Raw genomic sequence first — 22903 nt, 5'->3', positions numbered from 1 at the left:
GATTAGACAACAGCCGAAGGGGTTAATGGTTCCCGGAAAAACAAGGAAAGGATGAACACAGGACCGCTAAACGATTTCTTCGGGCGCACCTGGCACCGTCAGTCCATGTGCTTTTGCAGGCGCCAATGCGTAGGGTACGATAAACCCTTTGCGGGTTTCGGGTGTACGGTTTGCATTACTAAAGGCAAGCTGCTTCCAACGGGCGAATGCGGTGTCCGGGTGGTAAAACTCGGGGCCGGCGGTATCGGGCAGCCAATGCTGAAACACTTTGTCTCGGACCATTTTGACATCAGTTGACGTGTTTAAGACCACGCCTGCCTCGGCATCCCACTTCATGCTGCGCCCGTTCAGGTTTGCCGAAGAAACGATTGCGGCGCTTTCATCAAATACTGAAACTTTGGCGTGCACATAGATGATAGGCGCGCCCGCAAGCGTGGCCCGTTCTGTTGATTGGTCGTCTTTTCTTGGTCGCCTTGGCTGGACGGGGCTGACGGTCAAGAAACGTTCACCGAACGCGCGGCGGACCCTGCGAATTGCGCGGGTCTGAAGGTATTCTCCATATCGCGCATCAACGCCGCGGGAGGCCTCGAATGCGACGTCTTCTGGTGCAGCTGGCAATAATACGAGGAGTTTCAGTTCAGGATTGGTGCGTCCGGCCTTGGCCAAAGCAGACGCAATCCGCCGATCCCGAAAGAACTGAGTTTCAAGGTAGATCAACGTCTTTGCGGATTTTATTTGGCGCAAATGTTCCTGCAGCAGGTCGTCGGCGATGTTCTTTGGGGCCAAAGCAAATGTGTTGCGTTGCCGCTTGCGTGATAGCGTTCTAAGGAAACGCGATTTCGTCTTAGGTAGATTGGTGTCGCCTTCGATCACATCTGGCAGGGCCTTCAAATAGCTCGAAGCGTCCTCTGCCACATCGGAGTCTCGCATGATCAGTTGGACATCGTGCCAAGTGTCTTGCGCTGGTTGATTATGCGTCTGATCGTCGTAGCGCCGATCATTCAGATCAAGCCCGCCAATATAGGTTGTGGTGCCATCAAAGACGGCCATCTTATGATGCAAGGTTACCGGGTTCAGCGACGGAATAAGCCAAGGACGCAGGCTGATCCTGTCGTTGATGATAGAAAGCATGGTCTTTAGGCCGGGGACGTCGCGTAGCCGGCCTTTGATATCTGATTGTTCATTTAATGATGTTGCGATTTCACGCAACTTTTTGCGGGTTTTAGGCGCGAACAGGATACGCGGAATGATCCCACCAACGGCGGGATGCAATTGGCAACGAACAGTAATCTGCGCGGCACCGGGCTTTGTTCTGTCATTCAGCCCTTGCAGTATGCGCAGGCTTTCCCAGCTTGAACGGTGCAAGTCGAACCCAACAATCGGATCGAAATCGGAAAGCAACAGGTCAATCGACACGCCACGGTCTAGCGTCGCGACGATCAAGTCCGCCCAGCTGTCGCCGATTTTAAGGGCAGCGTCAGAGCGCAATCTTGTCGTCGGGTCGAAAATACGAAAGCCAAGTTCAATTTTGCGCTCTGCGGCTAGAAACAACGCCTCGAATGCGGGGTATGCTTCTTTCGCGGTGACAAGAACAGTGATGTCAGCCGCATTATTCGTCGTCACGTTAGGCCCGCCGAACAGGAAGATGTGCGGTCAATACAGCCATTGTTCCGGTGTCGGTCAGCTCCATTGAATCTTCGTCGGACAGTTCAAGCAGTTCGACCAATCGCTGGCGTGCACGGTTCACACGGCTTTTCATTGTGCCAGTCGCGACTCCGCACATCTCTGCGGCTTCGTGATAGGCAAAGCCGGATGCCCCGACCAATGTCAGCGCTTCGCGTTGTTCATCGGGAAGCTGATGAAATGCGACAAGAAAGTCAGTCATCGCCAGCGCACCGTCATGTTCGGGTTTGACCGACATCGTCGCTGCGAAATGTCCATCGGTGTCGGAAACTTCGCGACGTGTTTTGCGATGGTTGGTGTAATAGGTGTTCCGCAAGATCGTGAACAGCCAAGCGCGCATGTTCGTACCTTGCTCAAATGATCCAATCGATTTCCATGCCTTCATAACCGTATCTTGGACAAGGTCATCAGCCGTGGCGGAATTGCGGCATAGGCTTAGGGCAAACGCACGCAAGACACCCAAATGGGTGACCAGTTCATCACGGGGATCCATCGTTCCCTCAAAGTCACTTTGCGCCATTATGGTCATCCTGATCCCTCAATTGGGCTAACAGAGCAACAAGCTCTGCAGGTAGCTCCTCTGATGCTTTATCCTCAAATGCGCGGCGAAGATTTTCCTTGATCAGGTTATCTGCACGGCTTTCCTTCTTGTCTTTGTTCATCGTTCTGCCTCTAGTCTGCCCATGCTTACCTATTGCCTCACCAGCTTCGAATAAAAATCACATCTCATGGAACCAAACTAGTCTTGCCGCGTTTGGTTCCAAAGAAATTGAAAAAAAGGGACACTAAATGTCATCCGATGCATCACAAAAGCAATTGTCACTGGTTGTAGCTGAACTTTTGCCATTCCTGCGCCGATATGCGCGTGCATTGACAGGGTCACAAAAAAGCGGCGACCGCTATGCTGCTATGACGCTAGAAGCACTCTTAACGGACCGCAGCATCTTTGATGAAGCATCCAGCCACAAGGTGGCCTTGTTCGGGGCGTTCCACCGCATTTGGCAAAGTCTAGGTGAACCCGTGCAGAATGATTCAACGGGTCTGTCTGGCAAAGCGCTGGCGCATTTGGCACGCCTGACCGTGAACACCCGCGAAGCGCTATTGCTTCACACGATCGAAGGTTTTTCTGTCGCAGAGATCGCCGAGATCATGGAAACCGATCAGGATGAGATTAACCACCTGTTGCGGGTTGCGCTCGACGAGATGGAACAATCAGTCGCCGGCGATATCCTCGTGATCGAAGACGAAGCGATCATCGCGCTGCACATCAAACAGATCGTAACAGAACTGGGTCACAACGTAACTGGCGTGGCGCGCAAGCATAGCGAAGCTGTTAAAATGGCGGCTGATAAACGGCCAAGCCTGATCCTGTCTGACATTCAATTAGCAGACGGTTCTTCTGGGATTGATGCGGTGAATGAGATCCTGAAACGGGCAGGCGATATCCCTGTTATCTTTATTACAGCGTTCCCAGAACGGCTGCTAACGGGCGAACGCCCAGAACCAGCATTCCTTATCAGTAAGCCGTATACAGAGGAGCAGGTTCGCTCGGCTGTTAGTCAGGCGATGTTCTTCTCCTCAAGCGAAGAAATCACGATTTCCTAAAGAAAACGTGGAACTTTTGGGACTGTTGCCGGTTGGTTTGGTGAACGAAACAAACACTGGAGAATACCAATGGCACAGTCCACCAAAAGCAACGTCTCCGATCTTGGCGGCGACATTAACAAACAGATGGCCGTTTTGCGCGAAGACATCGCAAACCTGACGGCAACTGTCGCTGACTATGGCAAAGCCCAAGGCACACAGCTTAAAACTGCGGCAATCGGCACAGCAGCAAACGCTGCAAAAGCTGGTGCAGTCACTGCAAACGCAGCCAAACAAAAAGCAGAGGCAAGCTATGCCGAGGCTGAGAACGCAGTCCGTGCAAACCCCGGCGCGGCCGTAGGCATTGCTGCAGGTCTTGGCTTCGTTGTCGGCATGCTGGCATCGCGTCGCTAATGTTTAGCGTCGAGAGAAAAATAGCAGAGACCGCCCAAAAGGCGGCTCTGTTTTCGGCCAGCGCAGTACTCGCGATGGTAGGGGGTGGTTTCTTGACCGCAGCTGCTTGGATGCTGATGACCGAACTACAATCGCCACTATTCGCAGCAACAGTGATTGGCCTTGTCTATTTCGGCCTAGCGCTGATCGGCATGGGCCTGGCGTCAAAATCGCGTCGATCTTTGCACCGTGCCAACGGCCAACACCCCAACACAAACGACCTATCACCGATGCAATTGGTTGCAGTGTCGTTCATCCAAGGGCTTGAGCAGGGCGCACGCGCAAAACGCGCGCCCTGATTTATCACGCCACAGTTTTTCTAATGGGCCTTTAGCCTTGTGATTAAATGCTGAACGGCTTTCTTATTCTCAACATTGGCCTGTGCGGATAGCTGATCAAGCAATCGTTCCAGCTCTGCCCGGGCCAATGCATCGTCACACACATACGGCACGCAGTTACCTAGTCCGGCGTCTAGCAAGCGTTCAAATGAAATAAGTGTTAAGCTGATGTTCTTTTCAGTGATAACGCCTAAGCCATCAGTGTTTTTGGATGCTGCCGCAAGGCCAGCCTCTAGCCACTGCATGCAGCTAATCGCAGTAAATGGATCGTTAATACCAGGTGACATCGCGCGGCCGACGATCTCGACCAGTTGCTCTACTATGAACAAGATGTTCTGATCCTCGGTTTTGCTTTCTCCCAGCGCGACGCATTGTCTTAGCGCCGAACGTTCTTCGTCAGACAGATCCGACGGGCCCCAGACGCGCATCATAGGTATTTGGGCGTGAACGAACACGCCGGGCGCGGCTAGTATCTCGACTATCCAACCATTGTCAGTCGCTAGATCAGAAAGACGCGTTGCGGCAATTCCGTGGACATAACCCGCAGTATGCATCGCAACATCAACCGACGGCCCGTTTTGTTGCGGTACGGGGGGATGACTATCCTGAGTCTCCAATCGTTTCATCTCGGCGATGAACCGGCGCCCAAGCGATGCAATAATATTCGAGACGCTGATCGTTTCTGGTACATGATGGACGTGATAGATCACCGTAAAAACGGACCCTAACGCGAGTATGAGCGCCACAAAGATGGAGACTTGGGGCACAAACATCGTCGCATCGGCCGCCTGCGGGCTTTGAACCGCGCGCAAGATCAGTAGCGAATAGGTGAAAGTCGAGATCAGGATGCCGAGGCTCCACTGATTGCCGCGGTCACGCATGAAGTTACCAATCAATCGTGGACCGTATTGGCCAGACGCAAATGTCACGGCAACCATTGTGATGGAAAACATCACACCGGCAACACCGATTACCGATTGCGCGATCACTGAAAGGACTGCCCGCGCGCCATCGACACTGGCGCTGGTCGCGAGGAAGCTAAGCTTAAATGGAATAAGGTCAGGATTGCGATCTGCGATGACCGTTGCCTGAGCAAGGACCATCGCAGAAAGAACAAGCACAGCCGGAATAAACCAATAGCTGGCTCTTACGTCGTCTATAACTTTGGTGACCCGTGCACTGACGCTCATGACACAGGCTTACTCGATAAAATCCATTGAGGCATCAGCTTTTCGAAATCGATCGTAGCATCCATGCCGCCTTTTCGTGGAAAGCGGATCGCGCTGTCGCAAGGTCCTCGGTCACGGGATCACCAGCATCGCCCGAAGCCTCGATCAATTTGTGAAGCCGCTTGGCGATCTTGCTATGGTCGTTGGCCAGATCTTGGCACATCTCGCCTGCCGTTTGCGGCGATGAAATATCCTTGACCACGGATTCAGCAAGCAAACCTTTTGATGACATCTGGGTCAGATGCCCAAGGGCGCGAATACGCTCCGCGATCACATCCGCAGCCGCGAATAGTTCTTCATACTGCGTTTCGGTCAGATTATGGACCGCATAGAACATCGGCCCTTCGACGTTCCAATGCACGACATGGGTTTTGATCAAGACGCGATAGGTATCCGCTAACACCTCGCTTAGGCCGTCGGCGACTGCCTGAGGGTCGGAGACACCCGTGTTCACGTCATGCTCTTGTGGTTTTTCGGCAAGTGCAGATTTCATTGCGCTCTCCTTTGCGTTCGGTGTCAGGGGCAGAATTTAAGGCGGCAATGAATGCCGCCTTAATGTGAGGTCAAAGTTGGTTGCTAAACGCGTCAACTTCTTCTTTCGCTTGCTCTTTGGTCTTGCCGTATTTGGCTTGGATTTTACCTTCCAATGCCTCACGGTTGCCATCGATCTCAGCGATGTCATCGTCTGTCAGGTCACCCCATTTTGCCTTTAGGTTGCCTGTCAGCTCTTTCCATTTGCCTTCGATTTGGTCCCAGTTCATTGGTTTTCCTTTCGTGTGAATGCACGCGCTCAGCAGCTAAACGCTGAACGTGACGTGCTGTTGATGATTTGAGGTTTGGTAGCGGCTACTTAGACAAGTCGCTTGCTGGCACGTGGCCCGGCGATCAGCCAAATAATAAAGCCAAGTAGCGGCAGGATCAGAACAAGCAAGACCCACAAGACCTTGTTGCCCGTCGAACTGCCGGAACCCACAATTGACACGATCGCCACGACATCAAGGATGAGGACAAGCAGACTTCCTATTCCGGTAACTTCCAACATTGCATTCTCCAATTTGTTCATGGTTCTCGGGAATAGAATGCAGTGGGAGCAGATTGGTTCCGTAAAGAAACGGTTTAGTCGAGGAAACGGGTCCTAGGAGTGACAGTCTCGATTGCTGCGTCTGCTCAAATTAGGGATCTAGGCGTTCGCCATCAATCTTCAGTAATGTCTTAGCGGTGTATCTCACGATAATTAGAAATCTGGCATGCTCTAAAGCCAGCGCAGTGGAAACGCATCATATACCTGGGCAAATGTCTTTTTTATGGTCGCTGAGTGCGCGCTAGTCACAGATATAAAGATTTATGACTAGACCCTGATACCGAGTTCCGTTTCTAACGCTAGCTTAGTCTCGTTCGGGATTACTTCTTGGTAAAACCAACTGTGGATTAATCTGATAACTCCAGTATCTTGAGTGTGTCGGGCCATTGCCATTCACGCTACCACTGTCCGGCGACTGTACGAAAAGTCTGTTGTCATTGGCTAGAGGTTTCATGTTTGTAGCAATTTTCCAAAGCCTGACCTCACTGCTTTTTGCTGGCGTTTTATGTTATGCAATCTTCATATCGGAGAGACTGAAATCCCGGAGGCGTTTGCAGCAAGCGCTGATTGGCATTGTGCTTGGTATTTTGGTCATTTCTCTGGGGATTAACGCCTATATTGCGCCGCCCCGGAATGTGCCTCTTGATGCTAATGCGGGGCCTCTGATTTTTGCCGGATATCTTGGCGGTCCTATTGGCGGCCTGATCACCGGAGTAATCGCAGCCGTTTACGCGACGACAAACGCCGGACCGATCCCATTATTGGGGATTTACATAAACTTAGCTATTCCGGCGGTTGGGGTAATTGGCCACTATCTGTTCCCACCCAAAGACTGGCCAACCATACCGCGGTCAGTGATTGCGTTTCTTTTAAGTGCATTTCCGTTCTTGTTCACCGTGACCATTGCGGTCGCCGGTGCAGCCATCCCTGTGGATAACGGCTATTTGATTGCGGCAAAGGTGGCGTCAGCTCTCATCGCGGTTGGATGGGTTTCTATTCTTCTGACGTGGCAGATCCTGAACTATGCGGCGAGTTTCGCGACTGAAGCGTCGCGGTCGGCTGAGTTGGCCAAACGGTTGAAGTTGACTCAGCAGTATTCGGGCATGGGCATGTTCGAACGAAAGGTCGGGGAAACGAACATACACTTTGACGCTGCCATGATAGAAACCTACGGGTTAGATGTAGAACCCGGGTTGGTGCCACTGACCACTTGGGCAGAACTGATCCATCCAGACGACTTGCCCAATGTACAATCGGTCATTCAAAAGTCTGACAGCAAAGAGCTTGATCGTGGCCTGATTGATTTTCGTGTCGTGAGGCCGGATGGCGATTTGCGCTATATCCGTGCCTATTGGGTTAGTGAAAGCGATCGAACCGGCAAGCCAACGCGCATTATTGGCGTTCAGTCGGACCTTACTGACATTCGATTAAGCGAACAAAAACACGTGCAATCGATGGAACGCTTGGCACTCATCGCTGAAAATTTGCCTGGTGTAATGCTTCAAGCAGATATGACAGAACGGAAAAGGCCAAAGCCGACATTCATCAGCCCTAAATGTCTGGCCGTCTGGGGCTATACCGACGAAGAGTTCTATGAAGACAGTTCATTGCTCTACAAGGCCCACGACCCTGACGACGCGGACGATTTTTTGGCGCTGTTAGCAGGCGCCATCGATACTGGTGAATCTGTTTCGCACCGTTTCAAGATTACCACCCGTGAAGGTGAGACGCGTTGGTTAGACTTCCATGGTGGTGCCACCCATTCTGATGGGCGCGATATAGTTGAAGCAATCATTCTGGACGTGACCCGCGAAGTTCACATTCAAGAGCAAGGCGAAAAAGAACGCGATATCGCCTACCGCGCCCAAAAGAGCGAAAGCATCGGTCTGCTTACTGGTGGTGTCGCCCATGATTTTAACAATTTGCTGGCAGTCGTTTTAGGTAATCTTGAACTACTTGCGGACGATAATGACCCTGCGACCCAGAAAGAACTGATAGACTCTGCAATCGCCGCTACTTTACGTGGCGCAGATTTGACGAAGAACCTTTTGTCTTTTGCACGCAAAGCCCGGCTGAAACCAGAGGTTCTAGACCTTAACGACGTGGTTCGCGAGGCCAAGAACTGGATGGGCCGAGCTCTGCCCGAAAGCGTTACGGTTGAGACATCTCTACTGGCCGGCCTGTGGCCGATCCAAGCAGACCGCAGTTCGTTAGAAAGTGCACTACTGAACCTCATTCTGAACGCCCGCGATGCTATGGCGCTGCATGGGAACCTGACAATCGAAACGGCCAATATCCGCATCGACGAAGCTTACATCGACTCGCGGCAAGAAGACATGAAACCCGGTCGCTATGTTATGCTTGCTGTCAGTGATACGGGTGAGGGGATCAATAAGGACGATCTTGCCTCAATTTTCGAACCGTTCTTCACAACCAAAGCGCCCGGGTCTGGTTCGGGTCTTGGATTGGCTATGATCCTTGGCTTCATGAAACAATCTGGGGGTTCGGTCCAAGTCTACTCAGAAGAAGGCGAAGGCACGACATTCAAACTCTACTTCCCCGCGACTGGGGTGAAACCAGCGCAAGTTGGCTTGCCAGCCAGTCTTGATAACGACGTTTCCGTGACAGCACGACGCGTATTGATTGCTGAAGATGAGGAAGCTGTTCGAGAGACCTTGGTGAATATTCTTGAACGGGCAGGTTACCATGTGACCGCGACAGTATCGGGGGATGCAGCGCTAGAGGTATACAAGGCTAATCCAAATTTCGATCTATTGCTGACAGACATTGTAATGCCCGGCAAACTACAGGGAACCCACCTCGCTAAGGCACTTAGAAAACTCAACTCTGACCTGCCCGTTGTGTTCATGTCCGGCTACGCAAGCGAAGCTACAGTACACGGAAATGGGCTGCGCCCAGAAGACATCCGGCTGATGAAACCCGTCCAACGCGCTGACCTACTGGCGGCCTTGGCAAAAGTGGTTGCGGTGAAACCCGGTTAATTTGAGACGAGCAAGTCATGGCGAGAGCGAGCTTTCGGATAGCGAGGCCCTCTTGCCAGTTTAAGATTGACTCGTACGCGTTACCCAATAGCATGACCAGTCAGGATTAATGCTCCAACGTCCCTTCCGATAGACATTGTCGCCGTGACCTCAAGGGACCGCTGGACTTCAATCGCCACGCCTTTCAACACCATACGTACCCAGAGATTTCGCTATTGCGCTTAGTAGGTATTGTCGTTGGACGGGTTTCATTAGTTTTGTGTCTTCTGGACGCGCACCTTCGTCTAGTTCTGTCGCGTCACCAGCGTATCCAGACATGAAGATCACGGGGAGTGAAGGTTCGATCTCACGTATGACTTCGGCAAGCTTAGTGCCGCGAAGCTGGCCCGGCATTACGACGTCAGTCAGGAGTAAGTCGAAGGCAGGGTCCGCCTTATAGAGTTCTAACGCTTCGTCACCTGATCGGGCGGCGGTGACGCGATAGCCCGCCATTTCTAATGTGTTCACAATGACGCTGAGCAAGTCCGGCTCGTCTTCGGCGACTAATATCCGTTCTTGGCTTAGCGCAGCAACTGAAGGCTTCTTTTCTTCACGCTCAGAAGGAACCGCCTCCTCGCTCGCTCTGAAATAGAGCCGAACGGTCGTACCGGCACCTGCCTTGGAACTGACCTGAACGGCACCACCGGACTGCTGCATGAACCCCTGGACCATTGAAAGACCCAAGCCGGACCCGCTGCCAACAGATTTTGTCGTAAAGAATGGCTCAAAAATATCCTCGAGCGTCTCCTGCGGGATGCCCTTTCCCGTATCGCGCACCGACAATAGAACGTAGCGGCCGGGCTTGAGCGCCATGTCGATGAAGGCCACATCGCTCTCGAGCAGCACTATATTGTTGGTCTCAATCGTAATCGTCCCACTTTGGGAAATGGCGTCCCTCGCGTTCAGGATGAGGTTTAGTAACGCACTTTCGGTGGCGCCTGCGTCAGCTTTGACCGCCCACAAACCATCCAACAAGTGAGTTTCAATTTCGATGTTTGAGGGGATAGCCCGAGCAGTCCATTTTTTCGTTTCCAAAACAGTCTTGTTCAGGTCAATCAGGCTAGGCGTAAGGGTGGACTTGCGCGCAAAGGCAAGCAAGCTGCGTGTCAGATCCGCCCCCTTTTCGCTTGCTGTCATCGCAGCATTGGCGAGGTCAAGTTGATCTTTGTCCGTGAGCGTATCCTGCAATAGTTCAATATTGCCGATAATAATCGCAAGCAGGTTGTTAAAGTCATGTGCTACACCGCCGGTCAATTGTCCGATGGCTTCATTTTTTTGCGCCTGTTGCGCGACTGCAATTTGTCTGTCCAGTTTCTTTTGGGTTTCCACTTCGGCGGTTACATCAAGAAGAAAGCTATCAATTTGCATACGACCATCGGACGACGTCGAAGCGCTAGCGCGCACATCCAGATACTTTAGTTCACCGTTGCGTGCTGTGATCTTGAACCGCTTACTGAACGGCTCTCCTGTTTCTGTCGTACTTGTGACCGCGACCCTTAGCCCGGGAAGGTCGTCTTCATGTATAAGCTTACTGAACAGTGTCGGATCATCCCAAAACTCTTCTTCTGTGTATCCCCAAATGCTACGACAATTCGGACTAATATATTTGAATTCAACGGCAGCGGTTGGCGAGTACACGAAACTAAGAAACGCAATGGGCAGATCTTCAATGATCTTACTCAGCCTGTTTTCGGCGTCTTCTTTTTGTCGCTGCAATTGGTAGACTTCGGTCAGATCAAGATAGATGGCGCGCGCACGCTCCACTTTGTGGCCTCCAACAGGCTCTACTGCCCAACTCGCCTGGACATGACGAATTTCACCATCTGGTCGCTTGATACGAAAAAATATTGGGGCCTCTGGTGGTCGCCCCGCCCACGTCGCGGCCATTGCGTCAAACGCGGCTGGGCGATCCTCCTCGAAAATGATTGCTTTTGCCTCTTCGGCAGGGACCACGCCCGGATGCTCTGGTAGGCCCCATATATGGGCCAACCCCTTATCGTATCGCACATAATCACTACCTGCTTCGCGTTCGAAAATGCCAATCTTGGCAGCATTCATTGCGAGTTGAAGACGAAACGCATTTTCTTTCGCCGCAATGGTCGATGACGCAATCGCATGTGCACGATGAATGATGAAATACATCACAGAAACTGAAAGCGCGTTGGCAGCCGACATCAACAAAATTACCTGTGGGCCAGTTTGCGGTGTCCCTTCATTATTCCAAGTCGCAAGGAGCATAGTAATGAACTGAATGAATAGCGCGCCTGCAATAAGGTAATAGACAGCTTTCTGCGGAACATTTGTTTTCTCGTCGGTGCGGATAAACCGCGCCACGACCACGCCGACAAGCGCCGTAGCAAAGAAGTAGGCGACGCCAAGCCAAGTATTGTCACCACCGATACTGATACGAGCGACTGAGCCGATCGCCGCCGCAACGAACGCCCCAATTGGACCGCCAAGGTACCCAGCAAACACAAGCGGACCCACCTTTGAATCCAATGGGGCATGCATGTTTTCAACGATATATGCGTCCGATGAGACTATAAAAACAACAACACCCATGACCAAACCGATCATAGCTTGCTGTCCTAGTCTTTGCTGTCTGAGTTTCTCATTAGATAAAACATAGAATACGCCCACGCCCGCTAAAATCAAAAGCGCGAAACTATTCAGAACATACAAGACCATATTAACTTACCGCTGTGAAAGTAGCATGGTTTACATTGCACGGTTGAGCGACGACAAATCAACAACTGACTTTGGGGACTAAATGTTTTGAGATCATAGTCTGACAGGTGAAGCTAACGACTAGGCTACAACCGCCCGTCACGGATTTGCCATGTTCTTATTTATAATGCACATTCGTAAGCAGTGCCGTTGAGTTTGCGGTACTGAGTTACAATTTGAAGGTTGGTCAAAAAATGCAGAGCAACTTCGCCGCAGCAATCCTTATCGAAAAGATTGTGCGCGAAACATATACAAAAAGATCGTCAACGGCGATCCAGCCATTGCAGTGGTCGATCCTGCGCTATTTGCAGCGGACGCCCGACGCGCAATGCACTATGAGCATGCTCGCCAATTTCCTTGGCCTGACGCATGGGCCAGTGGTGCGTGCGATCTCTACATTAGTTAAGCGCGGTCTGGTTGAACAAACCGCAAACTTGCAAGATGCACGAAGCAAAACTCTTACACTTACCAAAGCCGGCCATGAGGCTTTGAAATTGGATCCGATCCTTGGCATTGCGTCACGTATCGGCAGTCTCCCCGAAAATGACAGACAACAGTTCGTTAAGCTGGTGCGATCGCTGGCAATGTATCCCGTCAAAGAGGATTTGAGTGAAAATGAAGTCAATACTTCTAATTGATGACGATCCGGGCATCAGTGATCTGATCGTCAAGATGTTGAACAACTCTGACTATGAGGTGCACGTCGTAGAAACCGAAGCCGCCGCGATTGATATGATTAACGGTCCGACCGAGTTTGACGTCGCAGTGGTTGATTTTTGGCTAGGTTTCGAGGACTCCACCGGCCTACTTGATCTTCTCGCGGCAAAGCGACCGAATGTACCTTCAGTGTTAATTTCTGGCGGGGACGGGAAGTTTTCTATCGAATCGACGCATGCTGTGGGGCAAATAAGTGGCGCGATACACTTTTTGCAGAAACCATTCCGAAAAGCTGAGTTAATGAACGTACTGAATTCAATTACCTAATTGGTTAAATTAGACATCCGGAATATTATTTATTGACTTTATGTGCTAGTGGCACATATATTAAATCCATAGATACCGACAGTATGGAGGATTTACCAGTGGATAACGTTTGTCACGATGCCCTAGAAGAAGCCCGTCAAGTTCTTGAAGGTCTTTCAATCTATCTGATGCGCGTAAATGCTTCACGATTAAACACTCCTGTTCGTCCGTTAGTTGGTATCGCGGCTGACCTGAGCGTAATTGCCGATGAAATTCAGACAATTCAAAAGAACCCAATGCCATCCCGCCCAGCACTCAGCTTAGTGCAATAAAATACCTAAGCGGACCTGGCGGTACTAAAAAACAACCCGGCCAATACCGGACTTTTTTACCCTCCCCCGGAAGCCGTGCGCACCCCCTCACCTGATTTCTTAATCAGTTGCGCACGGCTTCACTTAATTCCTCAACAATTGACCGAAACAATTTGGTGAATTGTCGAACACGATAATGAGAATACCCTGACGAAAGACCACAGCTCTGAATTATTCAAAGTGGTCACCTCCTCTGTCAGGCGCAAATTCAGACGACGACACAACTAATGGCGTTCCTGAGCAAACGCTCACCACTCACGGCGCTTATTGGCTAATGTGTCAGTCCGTAAAGACCGCAGGCAAATTCGGCCTGCGGCGGAGCAACGGCTTCTTGGCCGTTCCGAAAATCGGGCATCTTTGAAACCACTTAAAAAGTTACCATTCGGAAATAGAGTGAAACTTGTCTATAACTTTCTTGCATTGGGCGGGTGCCCTCTTAGGGGTATCAGGTACATTGACGAATTCAAAGAATGACCGGCGAAGGGGGAGGCTTTGACGACGGATTACTCGAAATACCAACAGGCACTAAGAAAACTGATCAACGAACGGCAGTTTTCTAGCCTTAAGTTCGAAGATGCTCTTAAGTTCTTTTGCACGACAATATCAGAAGTATTGTCGGTTGATCGAGTGAGCATTTGGGAACTGAGCCCAGAACAAACCGAACTCAAGGCTCTTCTACAATGGAGCCAATCGCTACAGACGATCCACTCTGGCGACACTATTCGTCAGAACCAGGCTAGTCAGTATTTCCAGGCGATAAAAAGAAACGTGCAGCTTAGCATCGACGACACGATGCAGGACCCTCAATGTTCAGAGCTAGCCCAGACCTATTTAGCGCAGCACGACATTTCATCAATGCTCGACTGTCAAATCCACAACATTGGAACGATGATCGGCCTGCTATGTATAGAACACACTGGTCCAAAACGGATTTGGACGACCGCAGAACAAGACTTTGCGGTTTCAGTCGCCAGTCTCATTTCGTTTACCTTTGAAAACTACGAGCGCGTCAAAGCTGAAAAGCAAGCAAAGCTGCAAACACGGCGACTAGAATTCTACACCAACCTTGCAACTGATTGGCAGTGGCAGACTGACGCGAGTGACCTGATCACCGAAATTATTGGAACTGCCCCGACGGGTGACAGAACGTTCAATGAATTTCTTGGACGCACACTGTGGGACATAGAAAGTCTTGAACCGGTAGACCGATCATGGACGTCGGTGAAGAATCTGGTCGCTGATCGAGTGGATTTGGATAATCTGGTTTTTTCTATCTCGGTACCAACCGGGAGTAAGGTTTTTTGGGAACTCTCTGGGCGTCCCATTCTTGACGAGAACGGAGCATTTTCTGGTTATTGGGGGGTCGCAAGAAATATTACCGAAAGGTTAAGGGCCGAGACCGAGCTTCGATCAAGTGAACAAAAATACCGTAATGCGGCCCGGCTTGCTAAAGTCGGTTCTTGGGTTTGGGACGAAATTGAAGGCAGGATGACATACTGCTCTCCTGAGTTGGCCGATATTTATGGAATAACGCCAGAAGAACTCATTGAACGGACTGTCGCAAACAAGCTGCCTGCTGGGACAGCTCCAAGCCCTGGTGCCGCACCATACGAGAAAGACCTGAGCTGGATACACCATGCAGATCGGGCAACTTACCGGCAGGTGATTGAAGACGCCCATAAGAACGAAACAGGATACGAAATCATTACGCGGATCGTCCGTGATGATGGTTCAATTCGTACACTTCACGAGTTATGCGAACCAGTTTTCAGCAACGATGGACGGTTTGTTGCAACAACCGGCGTCTTGCTGGACATCACTGATCAAGAAGCGCGGAAAGACGAATTGCGGCAAAGCCGCGAGCAGCTTGCCAATCTCATGGATAACATTCCGGGCGCGCTATACCGCGTCAAAAACGATGTAAAATGGACGCCAGTCTATACCAGTGCTGGGTTTAATCGGCTTTTTGGCTTTGATGATCAAAGCGACGAAACTGATGGCGATGCCGTGTCACCGTATCAACGCGCGCTAAAAGATAACGATTTTCAAATGATGAATGAGGTGGTGGAGGCTGCGATCGAAAACTGGACGAGCTATGAATTTGAATATCCGGTCTTCCGAGATCCCTCGGAACCCCCAATCTGGTTATTCGAACGGGGACGCCCAGTGATGACACCATCAGGAGAGGTCGAACTGGAAGGTATTCTGATCGAGGTCACAGAAAAACATGCGGCAGAAGAGGCACTGATTCAAAGCCAACGACTAGACGCTGTCGGGCAATTGACAGGGGGTGTGGCGCACGACTTTAACAACCTTTTGGCGGTCATCTTGGGGAACCTTGAAATCCTGAAAGATGAGTTGAATGAGCAACAGCAATCTGAATTCGTTGACGCAGCGATTACCGCTACCTTGCGTGGCGCGGATTTGACTAAAAACATGCTCAGCTTTGCACGGCAGGCCCGGCTGGCACCGTCTGTATTCGACCTCAACGATTCTATCGTTGGTGTTCAGAACTGGATCAATCGCACTTTACCCGAGAATATTTCGATACGGACGAGACTGGACCCGGACTTGTGGAAGATCGAAGTTGATCACGGATCGACCGAAAGCCTAATCTTGAATCTGCTTTTGAATGCTCGCGATGCCATGCCGCAAGGTGGGAAGCTTACCATCGAGACTTCAAACAAAGTCGTAGGGTCAGATCTGGTTGAGGCACCGAACGAGACCCTTCAGCAGGGCAAATACGTTGTGTTGTCGGTGACAGATAGCGGACACGGCATTCCAAAAGAAATCGCAGACCGCATCTTTGAACCCTTCTTCACGACCAAGGCAGTGGGGACTGGATCCGGACTTGGGCTTTCAATGATCCAAGGATTTATCAAGCAATCCGGCGGGACAGTTCATGTATACTCAGAAGAAGGTATCGGCACGACTTTCCGAGTATATTTTAAAGCAAAGACAGACTGTCAGAGTATTAAAATGGAAGTGGACAGCCCTGTTAGCACACTTCCATTCCAAGGGGTCAGAGTGCTGCTGGCAGAGGACGAGGCAGAAGTCGCGAAGATAATCGCTACGACGCTCAAGAAGCAAGGCTGCATGGTCACCGTCGCTGAAAGCGGCGACAAGGCTTTATCCGTTTTCCTAGCGGATCCAAATTTCGACCTTTTGCTTACCGACATCGTTATGCCCGGAGAGCTAATGGGAACCCATCTGGCAAAAGCCGTACGCGCAATTCAGCACGACCTACCCGTGATATTTATGTCCGGCTATGCGAACGAAGCATTGGTTCACGGCAACGGATTGCGGCCCGAGGACATTAGATTAAGCAAACCAATCAGCCGGTCCGATTTGCTACAATCGATCGAGAGAGTGGTGAAATTGTAGCAATCAGCGAGCGTAGGTCCGCGCCAACTGTATGTTAGAGTTTGCTTTAGCGCTAATCATATGCGTGCTGGCTGCAGTGATCATGTTTTGCAGCCAGCGTGATGCTAAATGTGCTTACAATGACAACGTCTTCTCTACGCTTTTCACTTGCACGCGAGCCATCCCTAGGTTGGCGGTCTTTTTGTCGAGCGCGACATAGAGAAAGACTGTCGGTGTCTGCTCAAGCGGGCGGATCAGGTGGAATTGTTTGCCCAATGTAATCAGGATGTCGTCGATCGCATCGTCAAGCCCGAGCATTTCGATTGCAGCCAGTTTTGCTTTAACAACTTCGGTATTTGCCGCACCCGCCGCCTCGAGATCGAGATTGCCGCCGCCTTCAGACGCCATCATCAGGCCGGTTTCGCTATCGACAAGACATGCGCCAATAAAGCCACCGATTTCAGCTAGTTTAGAGATATCAACATTTGCCATACCATATTCCTTTCTAGGTTTCGATTGATCGTGGTGCGCAGCAAGAGCTTGGCCTTGCTTCTTTTTTCGCGTCTTTTGCGGTCTCGTTTTTTTAGCTTTGGGCACGGCGTGACCTCTGCGTTTTATGGTTTTGATTTCGCCGGGGTGTTCGCGACAGCCAGACGTTTCAGCGTTTCAGCCAGTTCTTCGGTAATTCCCTTCAGCCTTGAGACCCTAAGCCGAATTTCCTCTTCCATACCAAGCGTACGCAGCGCCTCGGCGCGCTGTTCCTCGTCGTTCAACATCGCAATGTTTTTTAGCCCGTTGATGTGGTCTTCAAAAAAGCAATTGATCTGCATGCTGTTTTCGGCAGCAAAGTCAGCGACATAAGCTGTTTCGATTTCGTCAAGTGTTTGCCGCTTTTCGGCTGCCACAAGCTGACGCAGCTTTCTGATATAGGATGGCCGTCTAGCGCGTTGGGACAACCAATCCTTCAACCAGTTCGACGTAATATCAAGCGGCATCGTCCGCATTAGACATGCAGCTTTTCGAGGGCTGTGCGATTCCGGTGTCTCGACCGAGATAATTTTGACCGCATTGTTCAGCGCTTCGTTATAAATACCCTGAACTTCGTCAGCCGCGCGGGCCAAAATCTGGTCAATTTTACCGGGGGTTTGATTTGCAAATTGGGTGTAGGTCGCAATCAACGACCGACGCAGGTTTTCGATCTTGGGAACCCATCGCTCAACGTTTTTGTTGGTCGCGAGCTCGGATTCCAACGCCACTTGTTCACGGTCGGAAAACGCTTGATAGGCGTTCGACATCTCTTCGATCATGGCCTCGGCTGCGGATTTGGTCGCCTTAGCGCATTCAGCTTGGACCGCGTCTTGCATGGCTTCTAGGTTGGCAATCGCAGCGTCGATATCAAAGTCGGGCGGGGTAACCCAATTCGTGTCGTCGACTTGTTCAAGAAAAATTTGCGATGTCCGTGCGATATCCAGCGCTCTTCTCGCTGTGCTGGCGAGATGAGGAATTGCGATATCACTTAGGCTTTTTGTTTCGATAAGCTTGCGCAATTCGAACAGGCCCGACAAATCCCTTGTTTTGGAAAGTGTATGCTCTGTTGTGCCAAGTTGACTAACCATGCCATTGCCGTTGCGTGTCGCTGCACGTTTCGAAACGAGTTCGGACAAGCACTCCATGGATGTTTCAGACATGTTTTCATGCATTCCGAACGCTGCCATCTCTGCCCAAGCCGCGCTGCCAAAAACAATTGGAATGTCGGTAGGAAGGTCTTCTTGGCGCAGCACTTCACGAATGTAGCTGTCGATTTCGGGGATTTGCTCAGATGGATTGCTGAGCTGATCAACGCGGTTCACGAAGAAAATAATGCGGTTCTTGTTCATCGACCGGATCGTGCGCAATAGGCCAACATCAACGGTGCTGAACGATTGCTGCGCGCTCAAAACGAGCACGCAGACGTCTGTACCGCTTAGGCTTTCAAGCGTGACTGCCTCGCGCATTAGAAAGGGGTCGTTTACGCCCGGCGTATCGTGAATAATTGTCGGAACACGGTAGGTTGCACTGTCGATGTAAATATCTGCAGATTTCGTGACATCCGCATAGCGCCCATCAGGAACAGCACCGTCGCCCTCGTCACCCAAACACACATATTTACGCAGCATTTCCGATGAAAAGCCCAAGAAACTATGCTTGCCGCCCATGAGCATCGAAAAATTGTGACCTAGCCTCAATTCCGTGCGCTGCTGCATCTCACGGATCTGCGCCTGCATTTCTTCTACTTCGTCGGTAAAGCCACTGCGGCTTGCGATTTCACCTAGCGTGCCACCGGTTTCCACCATGTTCAGCCATTCTTGGGTGGTAAAGAAATTGAACACCGCCGTTTTGCCTGCGGGTTTTGGCGTATTGATATGTACGGACGTGACCACGGATGTCCAAGGATTGACGTCAGAAGGCAACATTTCGGGTTTGCCAATCAACGCATTTGTTAACGCGGTTTTCCCCGCCTTCACTTGCCCAATCAGGGACACATCAATCGAGAAATTGTCGAGTTCATTGATTAACGCCACGACGCGATCATGCGAAAGCAACGCCACCGTTTCGCGCAAACGACAAAGCACACTGTGCAAATATTCACGATTCTGATCGAAATGCAGCTTTCGGTAGCCCTCTACTTTCAGCTCCTCAGTCGCAGATTCGGTCACGCCTTCGGAAAGGCTCGACACTAATAAATATTCGTTACTCGATTGGATTGCTTCAGAAACTTCAATAGGAACCACCGACTTACCTCACAGGTGAAATGCGTATTAATCTCGGTCAACGATGTGCGCGCTTAGGTTGAATTTGGTAAACGATAGTCGCTCTTATCGTTAAGCGCAAGGACTCGGCTTACGACTTATATGGTCGAAAATATGTGTGAGTTTGGACCTTGGTATCTTACAAGTTGCAAAGCATTATTTTAGTGTTTTCTGTTCACGTGAAACGTTGTCGCAGTGTCCTACATGGCGGTATCGTTGCACCTTCATATTATATCGCCTTAATTTATGCTGCGGCACAGAAATTGTACCTGCAGTCTATCAATCAAGTTCAACTGGTGGCGTGTCGTGTTCACGAACTTCCAATTTTCTAACAGTATTTGGTAGTTATTTAACCGTTGCAAAAGCACGCGCTAAATTAGATTATTATTAATAATGTTGCTGTATGTTTTTGCATTTCGGAATTTTATTACGTTATCTAAAATTTAGTTCGACAACTTGCAGGTGACTGTTCTCATATCCTGACCACATCCGGCCCGACAAATAATGGCCCGTACAGGGAGGAACGTATGGGAATTTTTGATTATAAAGGGCGTGATGCGTCCGCTGATATTGCAGAGGCTTATCAGCTTGCCAGCTATGCGAACCTCGCCAAATTCGAAACGCTACTCGACATCTTCGTACCGTCTGCGCCCAAGCTACCAGAAGGCTGGATGCTGATTGATCCAATAGCGCTGGGGGTGGACCCAGAGAGGATGAATAGCTCCGGCTTTTACACGGGTCAAAACAGCAGTGACGCCGAAGCGCAGATCGTCGGCAAGTATGACGAGACCGGCAACCTTATCAAGATTTCAGTAACTTTTGCCGGTACGAATGGGGTGCTGGATATAGCCGATTACCCGGCCATGCTAGCGGATGATTATGTTGGCGAATTCGATTACCTGCTGGGTGCAGTGGCAGAGTTCACGCTGGATCAGGGGATGTCCGGCGAAGATGTTGTTATCACCGGCTATAGCCTTGGCGCGGGTGCCGTGAATAACATGGCGACGATCAAGGAGGATGCCTATGGTGGTTTCTTTGATAATTCAGATTACTTCGCGTTTGCCGTGCCGAAGATCACGGAAAATCCTGATGTGTTAAACATCGGTTTTGAGAATAATGTAGTGCATCGTATCGGCGGCACCGGCACGGATTTTTGGGAACACGCGTTAAGTGGTGGCTTTAACGGGGATGTGAATTATTCGAACACCATAGGAAACCTTGTCCAGACCAATGGATATTTTGCGCAAGACTTCTATGACATCGGTCCATGGTTCATCCTAACGTAACGAAGCCACCACATAGTTGGATCTAATTGAGTTGCCTTGGAGGCAAGGCTAAGTTTTGTCGCACTGGTGCATTTAGTGGGGTTCTTTGCCAAGTCAGCTTTCAGTTTCGTGGCATACCCTTTGCACGCAGCAGCCGTTTTTGTGCGGCGATACGGAACGGTGCGTTTGGTGCGCCGTATCCGTTGTAGCCGCCGCGCCGTTCTAGCAATTCAAAGAACATGCCGCCTGCGAAGGGTCGTGAATACAGTTGGAAAAACTCGCCGTTTTCATCCCGATCATACAGGATGTTATGACGTCGCATCGCGGCCAATTGATCAGGCGCAATGTCGAACCGGGACTCCAAATCGGCATAGTAGTTTTCTGTCATTGGTAGCGGTACGAAACCGGCTTTTGCCAACTGCTCTGCCGCTGCAAAAATATCATCGGTCGCGAACGCAACATGCTGCACAGGCGCACCAAAACTATCCGCCAGAAATGACCCCGCAAAAGTTCGGTGGCTCTCAGCACCGTTTAGCGTGATCCGAAATGCGTCTGACTTACCTTCAAGGGCCTGACTGCGCACCAACCCATCGGGGTCGGTAACATCGACCATTACTGCTTTTTTCATGTCAAACAGCGAAGTGTAAAACAACGACCAGCTTAGCATTTCATCATAGGTCATGGTCTGAGCGACATGATCAATCCGCGTCAGGCCAATGCCCTGATCAGCTTGTTCAACCGGTTTAAATTCGGCGGTCCAAACATCCGACAGCGCTTGCGATCCGTCAAGAAAATGCAAAACGCTGCCACCCAGCCCCCGGATCGCCGGGATTTCGATCTGCCCTTGGCTTAGCGCTTGGGCAAATGGCTTACCACCAAGCGCCTTTGCGCGGGCCGCAGTGTCTGCAGCAGAACCGACCGACAGCCCAATATCATAGATGCTCGTCCCATGCGTTAGGAAGATAGACGCGGCAAGGTCGGCAGTTTCTTCGTTGATAAGAATGCGAATGTCGCCCTGCTGCCAAAGAGTCAGCGCCTTGGAAATATGCTGGCCGACTTGTGCAAAGCCTAGCCCACGCAAAAGCGCCTCAAGCGCGCGTGCTTCTTCTCCGCGCGACGCAAATTCGATAAAGGCCACGCCCTGCAAATCGCCACGCGCAGGAAAATCGGCAATATCCACTGATATCGTAGGCTCTGCGCGGCGCACGTCGTCCATTAGGTTCAGCAAAGACCGATACCCATCACGCGCGACGCTTTTTGCGCTGCCACCGCGAAACTGGTCGTTGAAAATTTCAAGACTGATAGGCCCGCGATAGCCTGCCGCCATCACCGCCTGCGTAAACGCCAGTACATCCAGATCGCCTTCGCCCGGCATGTTCCGGAAATGCCGCGACCAATATAGCAAATCCATTTCGATACGCGGCGCATCGGCGAGCTGTACAAAGAATATCTTATCTCCCGGAATCCGGCGAATGGTATCTGGGGCAATCCCCCGACCCAGCGTATGAAAACTATCTAGGATCAGGCCGATATTTGGATGATCTGCACGGCGGACGATTTCCCACGCGTCGCGATGGTCATTCACGTGGCGGCCCCAGGCCAGCGCCTCGTACCCGACGCGAATACCGTGTTCGGCGGCAACTTCGCCCAATGCAGCAAAATCATCGGCCGCGCGATCAATCCCACCCAGGTTTTCTGGATGAACAGATGAACAAAACAGCACTAGGTCAGTACCAAGTTCCTGCATCAGCTCAAACTTTCGCTGCGCGCGTTCAAACGCTTTGGCACGCAGTGGATCTGGCAGACCTTCAAAATCGCGGAACGGCTGGAACAGCGTGATCTCAAGCCCATGATCCCGGATCATCCGTCCGACATCGGCTGGGCTGCCATCATCCGCGATAAAGTCTTGTTCGAAAATCTCAACGCCACTGAACCCGGCTGCGGCGATCGCCTCTAGCTTTTCACGCAGATTTCCCGGGACTGATACGGTGGCAATGGACGTTTTCATGACGGTTC

General features: G+C 50.9%; 20 protein-coding genes. 9 read left to right on the top strand and 11 right to left on the bottom strand.

Annotation, left to right across the window (positions count from 1 at the left end):
- Window positions 1-66 precede the first annotated feature (66 nt).
- From ACHUEV_RS06865 to ACHUEV_RS06855, 3 genes are read right to left on the bottom strand one after another with little or no spacing between them, the layout of a single operon-like run.
- Window positions 67-1623 (bottom strand): phospholipase D family protein, encoded by a 1557-nt coding sequence (locus tag ACHUEV_RS06865; RefSeq protein WP_394178324.1) that lies wholly within the window; start codon window positions 1621-1623, stop codon window positions 67-69.
- Window position 1624: 1 nt separating this feature from the next.
- Window positions 1625-2203 carry an RNA polymerase sigma factor gene (locus ACHUEV_RS06860; RefSeq protein ID WP_394178323.1) on the bottom strand — a complete coding sequence of 193 codons (579 nt, stop codon included), beginning with the start codon at window positions 2201-2203 and terminating at the stop codon, window positions 1625-1627.
- On the bottom strand, window positions 2190-2345 hold the full coding sequence (locus tag ACHUEV_RS06855) for a NepR family anti-sigma factor (RefSeq protein ID WP_394178322.1): 156 nt from the start codon (window positions 2343-2345) through the stop codon (window positions 2190-2192). The genes ACHUEV_RS06860 and ACHUEV_RS06855 overlap by 14 nt, the downstream gene beginning before the upstream one ends.
- A gap of 127 nt (window positions 2346-2472) precedes the next feature.
- Between ACHUEV_RS06855 and ACHUEV_RS06850 the strand changes: the two genes are divergently transcribed.
- The 3 genes from ACHUEV_RS06850 (at window position 2473) to ACHUEV_RS06840 (ending at window position 4019) form a co-directional block, all read left to right on the top strand.
- Window positions 2473-3288, top strand: a complete 816-nt coding sequence (locus ACHUEV_RS06850; protein ID WP_394178321.1) for a response regulator — start codon at window positions 2473-2475, stop codon at window positions 3286-3288.
- Window positions 3289-3357: 69 nt separating this feature from the next.
- On the top strand, window positions 3358-3681 hold the full coding sequence (locus ACHUEV_RS06845; RefSeq protein ID WP_394178320.1) for an ElaB/YgaM/YqjD family protein: 324 nt from the start codon (window positions 3358-3360) through the stop codon (window positions 3679-3681).
- Window positions 3681-4019: a phage holin family protein gene (locus tag ACHUEV_RS06840; protein ID WP_394178319.1), complete on the top strand. Its 339-nt coding sequence runs from the start codon at window positions 3681-3683 to the stop codon at window positions 4017-4019. Before ACHUEV_RS06845 ends, ACHUEV_RS06840 begins: the two co-directional genes overlap by 1 nt.
- 20 nt (window positions 4020-4039) lie before the next feature.
- Here ACHUEV_RS06840 and ACHUEV_RS06835 read toward each other — a convergent pair whose 3' ends face one another.
- The 4 genes from ACHUEV_RS06835 to ACHUEV_RS06820 form a co-directional block, all read right to left on the bottom strand.
- Window positions 4040-5248, bottom strand: coding sequence for a DUF2254 domain-containing protein (locus tag ACHUEV_RS06835; RefSeq protein ID WP_394178318.1), 1209 nt, complete (start codon window positions 5246-5248; stop codon window positions 4040-4042).
- Window positions 5249-5282: 34 nt separating this feature from the next.
- Complete coding sequence (locus ACHUEV_RS06830; protein ID WP_394178317.1) at window positions 5283-5780, bottom strand: Dps family protein; 498 nt, start codon at window positions 5778-5780, stop codon at window positions 5283-5285.
- Window positions 5781-5850: 70 nt separating this feature from the next.
- Entirely contained in the window at window positions 5851-6048 is a 198-nt protein-coding gene (locus ACHUEV_RS06825) for a CsbD family protein (protein ID WP_394178316.1), read from the bottom strand.
- 89 nt (window positions 6049-6137) lie between these two features.
- Window positions 6138-6329, bottom strand: a complete 192-nt coding sequence (locus ACHUEV_RS06820) for a PLDc N-terminal domain-containing protein (protein WP_394178315.1) — start codon at window positions 6327-6329, stop codon at window positions 6138-6140.
- 491 nt (window positions 6330-6820) lie between these two features.
- Here ACHUEV_RS06820 and ACHUEV_RS06815 point away from each other — a divergent pair, with 491 nt between their 5' ends.
- Window positions 6821-9370: a PAS domain-containing protein gene (locus ACHUEV_RS06815; protein ID WP_394178314.1), complete on the top strand. Its 2550-nt coding sequence runs from the start codon at window positions 6821-6823 to the stop codon at window positions 9368-9370.
- A gap of 168 nt (window positions 9371-9538) precedes the next feature.
- Here ACHUEV_RS06815 and ACHUEV_RS06810 read toward each other — a convergent pair whose 3' ends face one another.
- Window positions 9539-12097, bottom strand: a complete 2559-nt coding sequence (locus tag ACHUEV_RS06810) for an ATP-binding protein (RefSeq protein ID WP_394178313.1) — start codon at window positions 12095-12097, stop codon at window positions 9539-9541.
- Window positions 12098-12312: 215 nt separating this feature from the next.
- On the opposite strand from ACHUEV_RS06810, the gene ACHUEV_RS06805 reads away from it, so the two are divergent.
- From ACHUEV_RS06805 to ACHUEV_RS06790, 4 genes are all read left to right on the top strand, one after another.
- Window positions 12313-12774 carry a MarR family winged helix-turn-helix transcriptional regulator gene (locus tag ACHUEV_RS06805; RefSeq protein ID WP_394178312.1) on the top strand — a complete coding sequence of 154 codons (462 nt, stop codon included), beginning with the start codon at window positions 12313-12315 and terminating at the stop codon, window positions 12772-12774.
- Complete coding sequence (locus tag ACHUEV_RS06800) at window positions 12752-13120, top strand: response regulator (protein WP_394178311.1); 369 nt, start codon at window positions 12752-12754, stop codon at window positions 13118-13120. Before ACHUEV_RS06805 ends, ACHUEV_RS06800 begins: the two co-directional genes overlap by 23 nt.
- Before the next feature lie 98 nt (window positions 13121-13218).
- Window positions 13219-13431 carry a hypothetical protein gene (locus tag ACHUEV_RS06795; RefSeq protein WP_394178310.1) on the top strand — a complete coding sequence of 71 codons (213 nt, stop codon included), beginning with the start codon at window positions 13219-13221 and terminating at the stop codon, window positions 13429-13431.
- Between the two features lie 531 nt (window positions 13432-13962).
- On the top strand, window positions 13963-16854 hold the full coding sequence (locus tag ACHUEV_RS06790) for an ATP-binding protein (RefSeq protein WP_394178309.1): 2892 nt from the start codon (window positions 13963-13965) through the stop codon (window positions 16852-16854).
- 114 nt (window positions 16855-16968) lie between these two features.
- On the opposite strand, the gene ACHUEV_RS06785 is transcribed toward ACHUEV_RS06790, so the two are convergent.
- On the bottom strand, window positions 16969-17325 hold the full coding sequence (locus ACHUEV_RS06785) for a roadblock/LC7 domain-containing protein (RefSeq protein WP_394178308.1): 357 nt from the start codon (window positions 17323-17325) through the stop codon (window positions 16969-16971).
- A 122-nt stretch (window positions 17326-17447) separates the two neighbouring features.
- Complete coding sequence (locus tag ACHUEV_RS06780; protein WP_394178307.1) at window positions 17448-19550, bottom strand: dynamin family protein; 2103 nt, start codon at window positions 19548-19550, stop codon at window positions 17448-17450.
- 599 nt (window positions 19551-20149) lie between these two features.
- On the opposite strand from ACHUEV_RS06780, the gene ACHUEV_RS06775 reads away from it, so the two are divergent.
- Window positions 20150-20908, top strand: coding sequence for a hypothetical protein (locus ACHUEV_RS06775; RefSeq protein ID WP_394178306.1), 759 nt, complete (start codon window positions 20150-20152; stop codon window positions 20906-20908).
- A 100-nt stretch (window positions 20909-21008) separates the two neighbouring features.
- Here ACHUEV_RS06775 and ACHUEV_RS06770 read toward each other — a convergent pair whose 3' ends face one another.
- Window positions 21009-22895: a bifunctional sugar phosphate isomerase/epimerase/4-hydroxyphenylpyruvate dioxygenase family protein gene (locus tag ACHUEV_RS06770; RefSeq protein WP_394178305.1), complete on the bottom strand. Its 1887-nt coding sequence runs from the start codon at window positions 22893-22895 to the stop codon at window positions 21009-21011.
- Window positions 22896-22903 lie beyond the last annotated feature (8 nt).

Source organism: Yoonia maritima (assembly GCF_043641945.1).
In the GTDB taxonomy this organism is placed as follows: domain Bacteria; phylum Pseudomonadota; class Alphaproteobacteria; order Rhodobacterales; family Rhodobacteraceae; genus Yoonia; species Yoonia maritima_B.
Note: the sequence above shows the minus strand (reverse complement) of the source record. Positions and strands in the feature narration are given on the sequence as shown.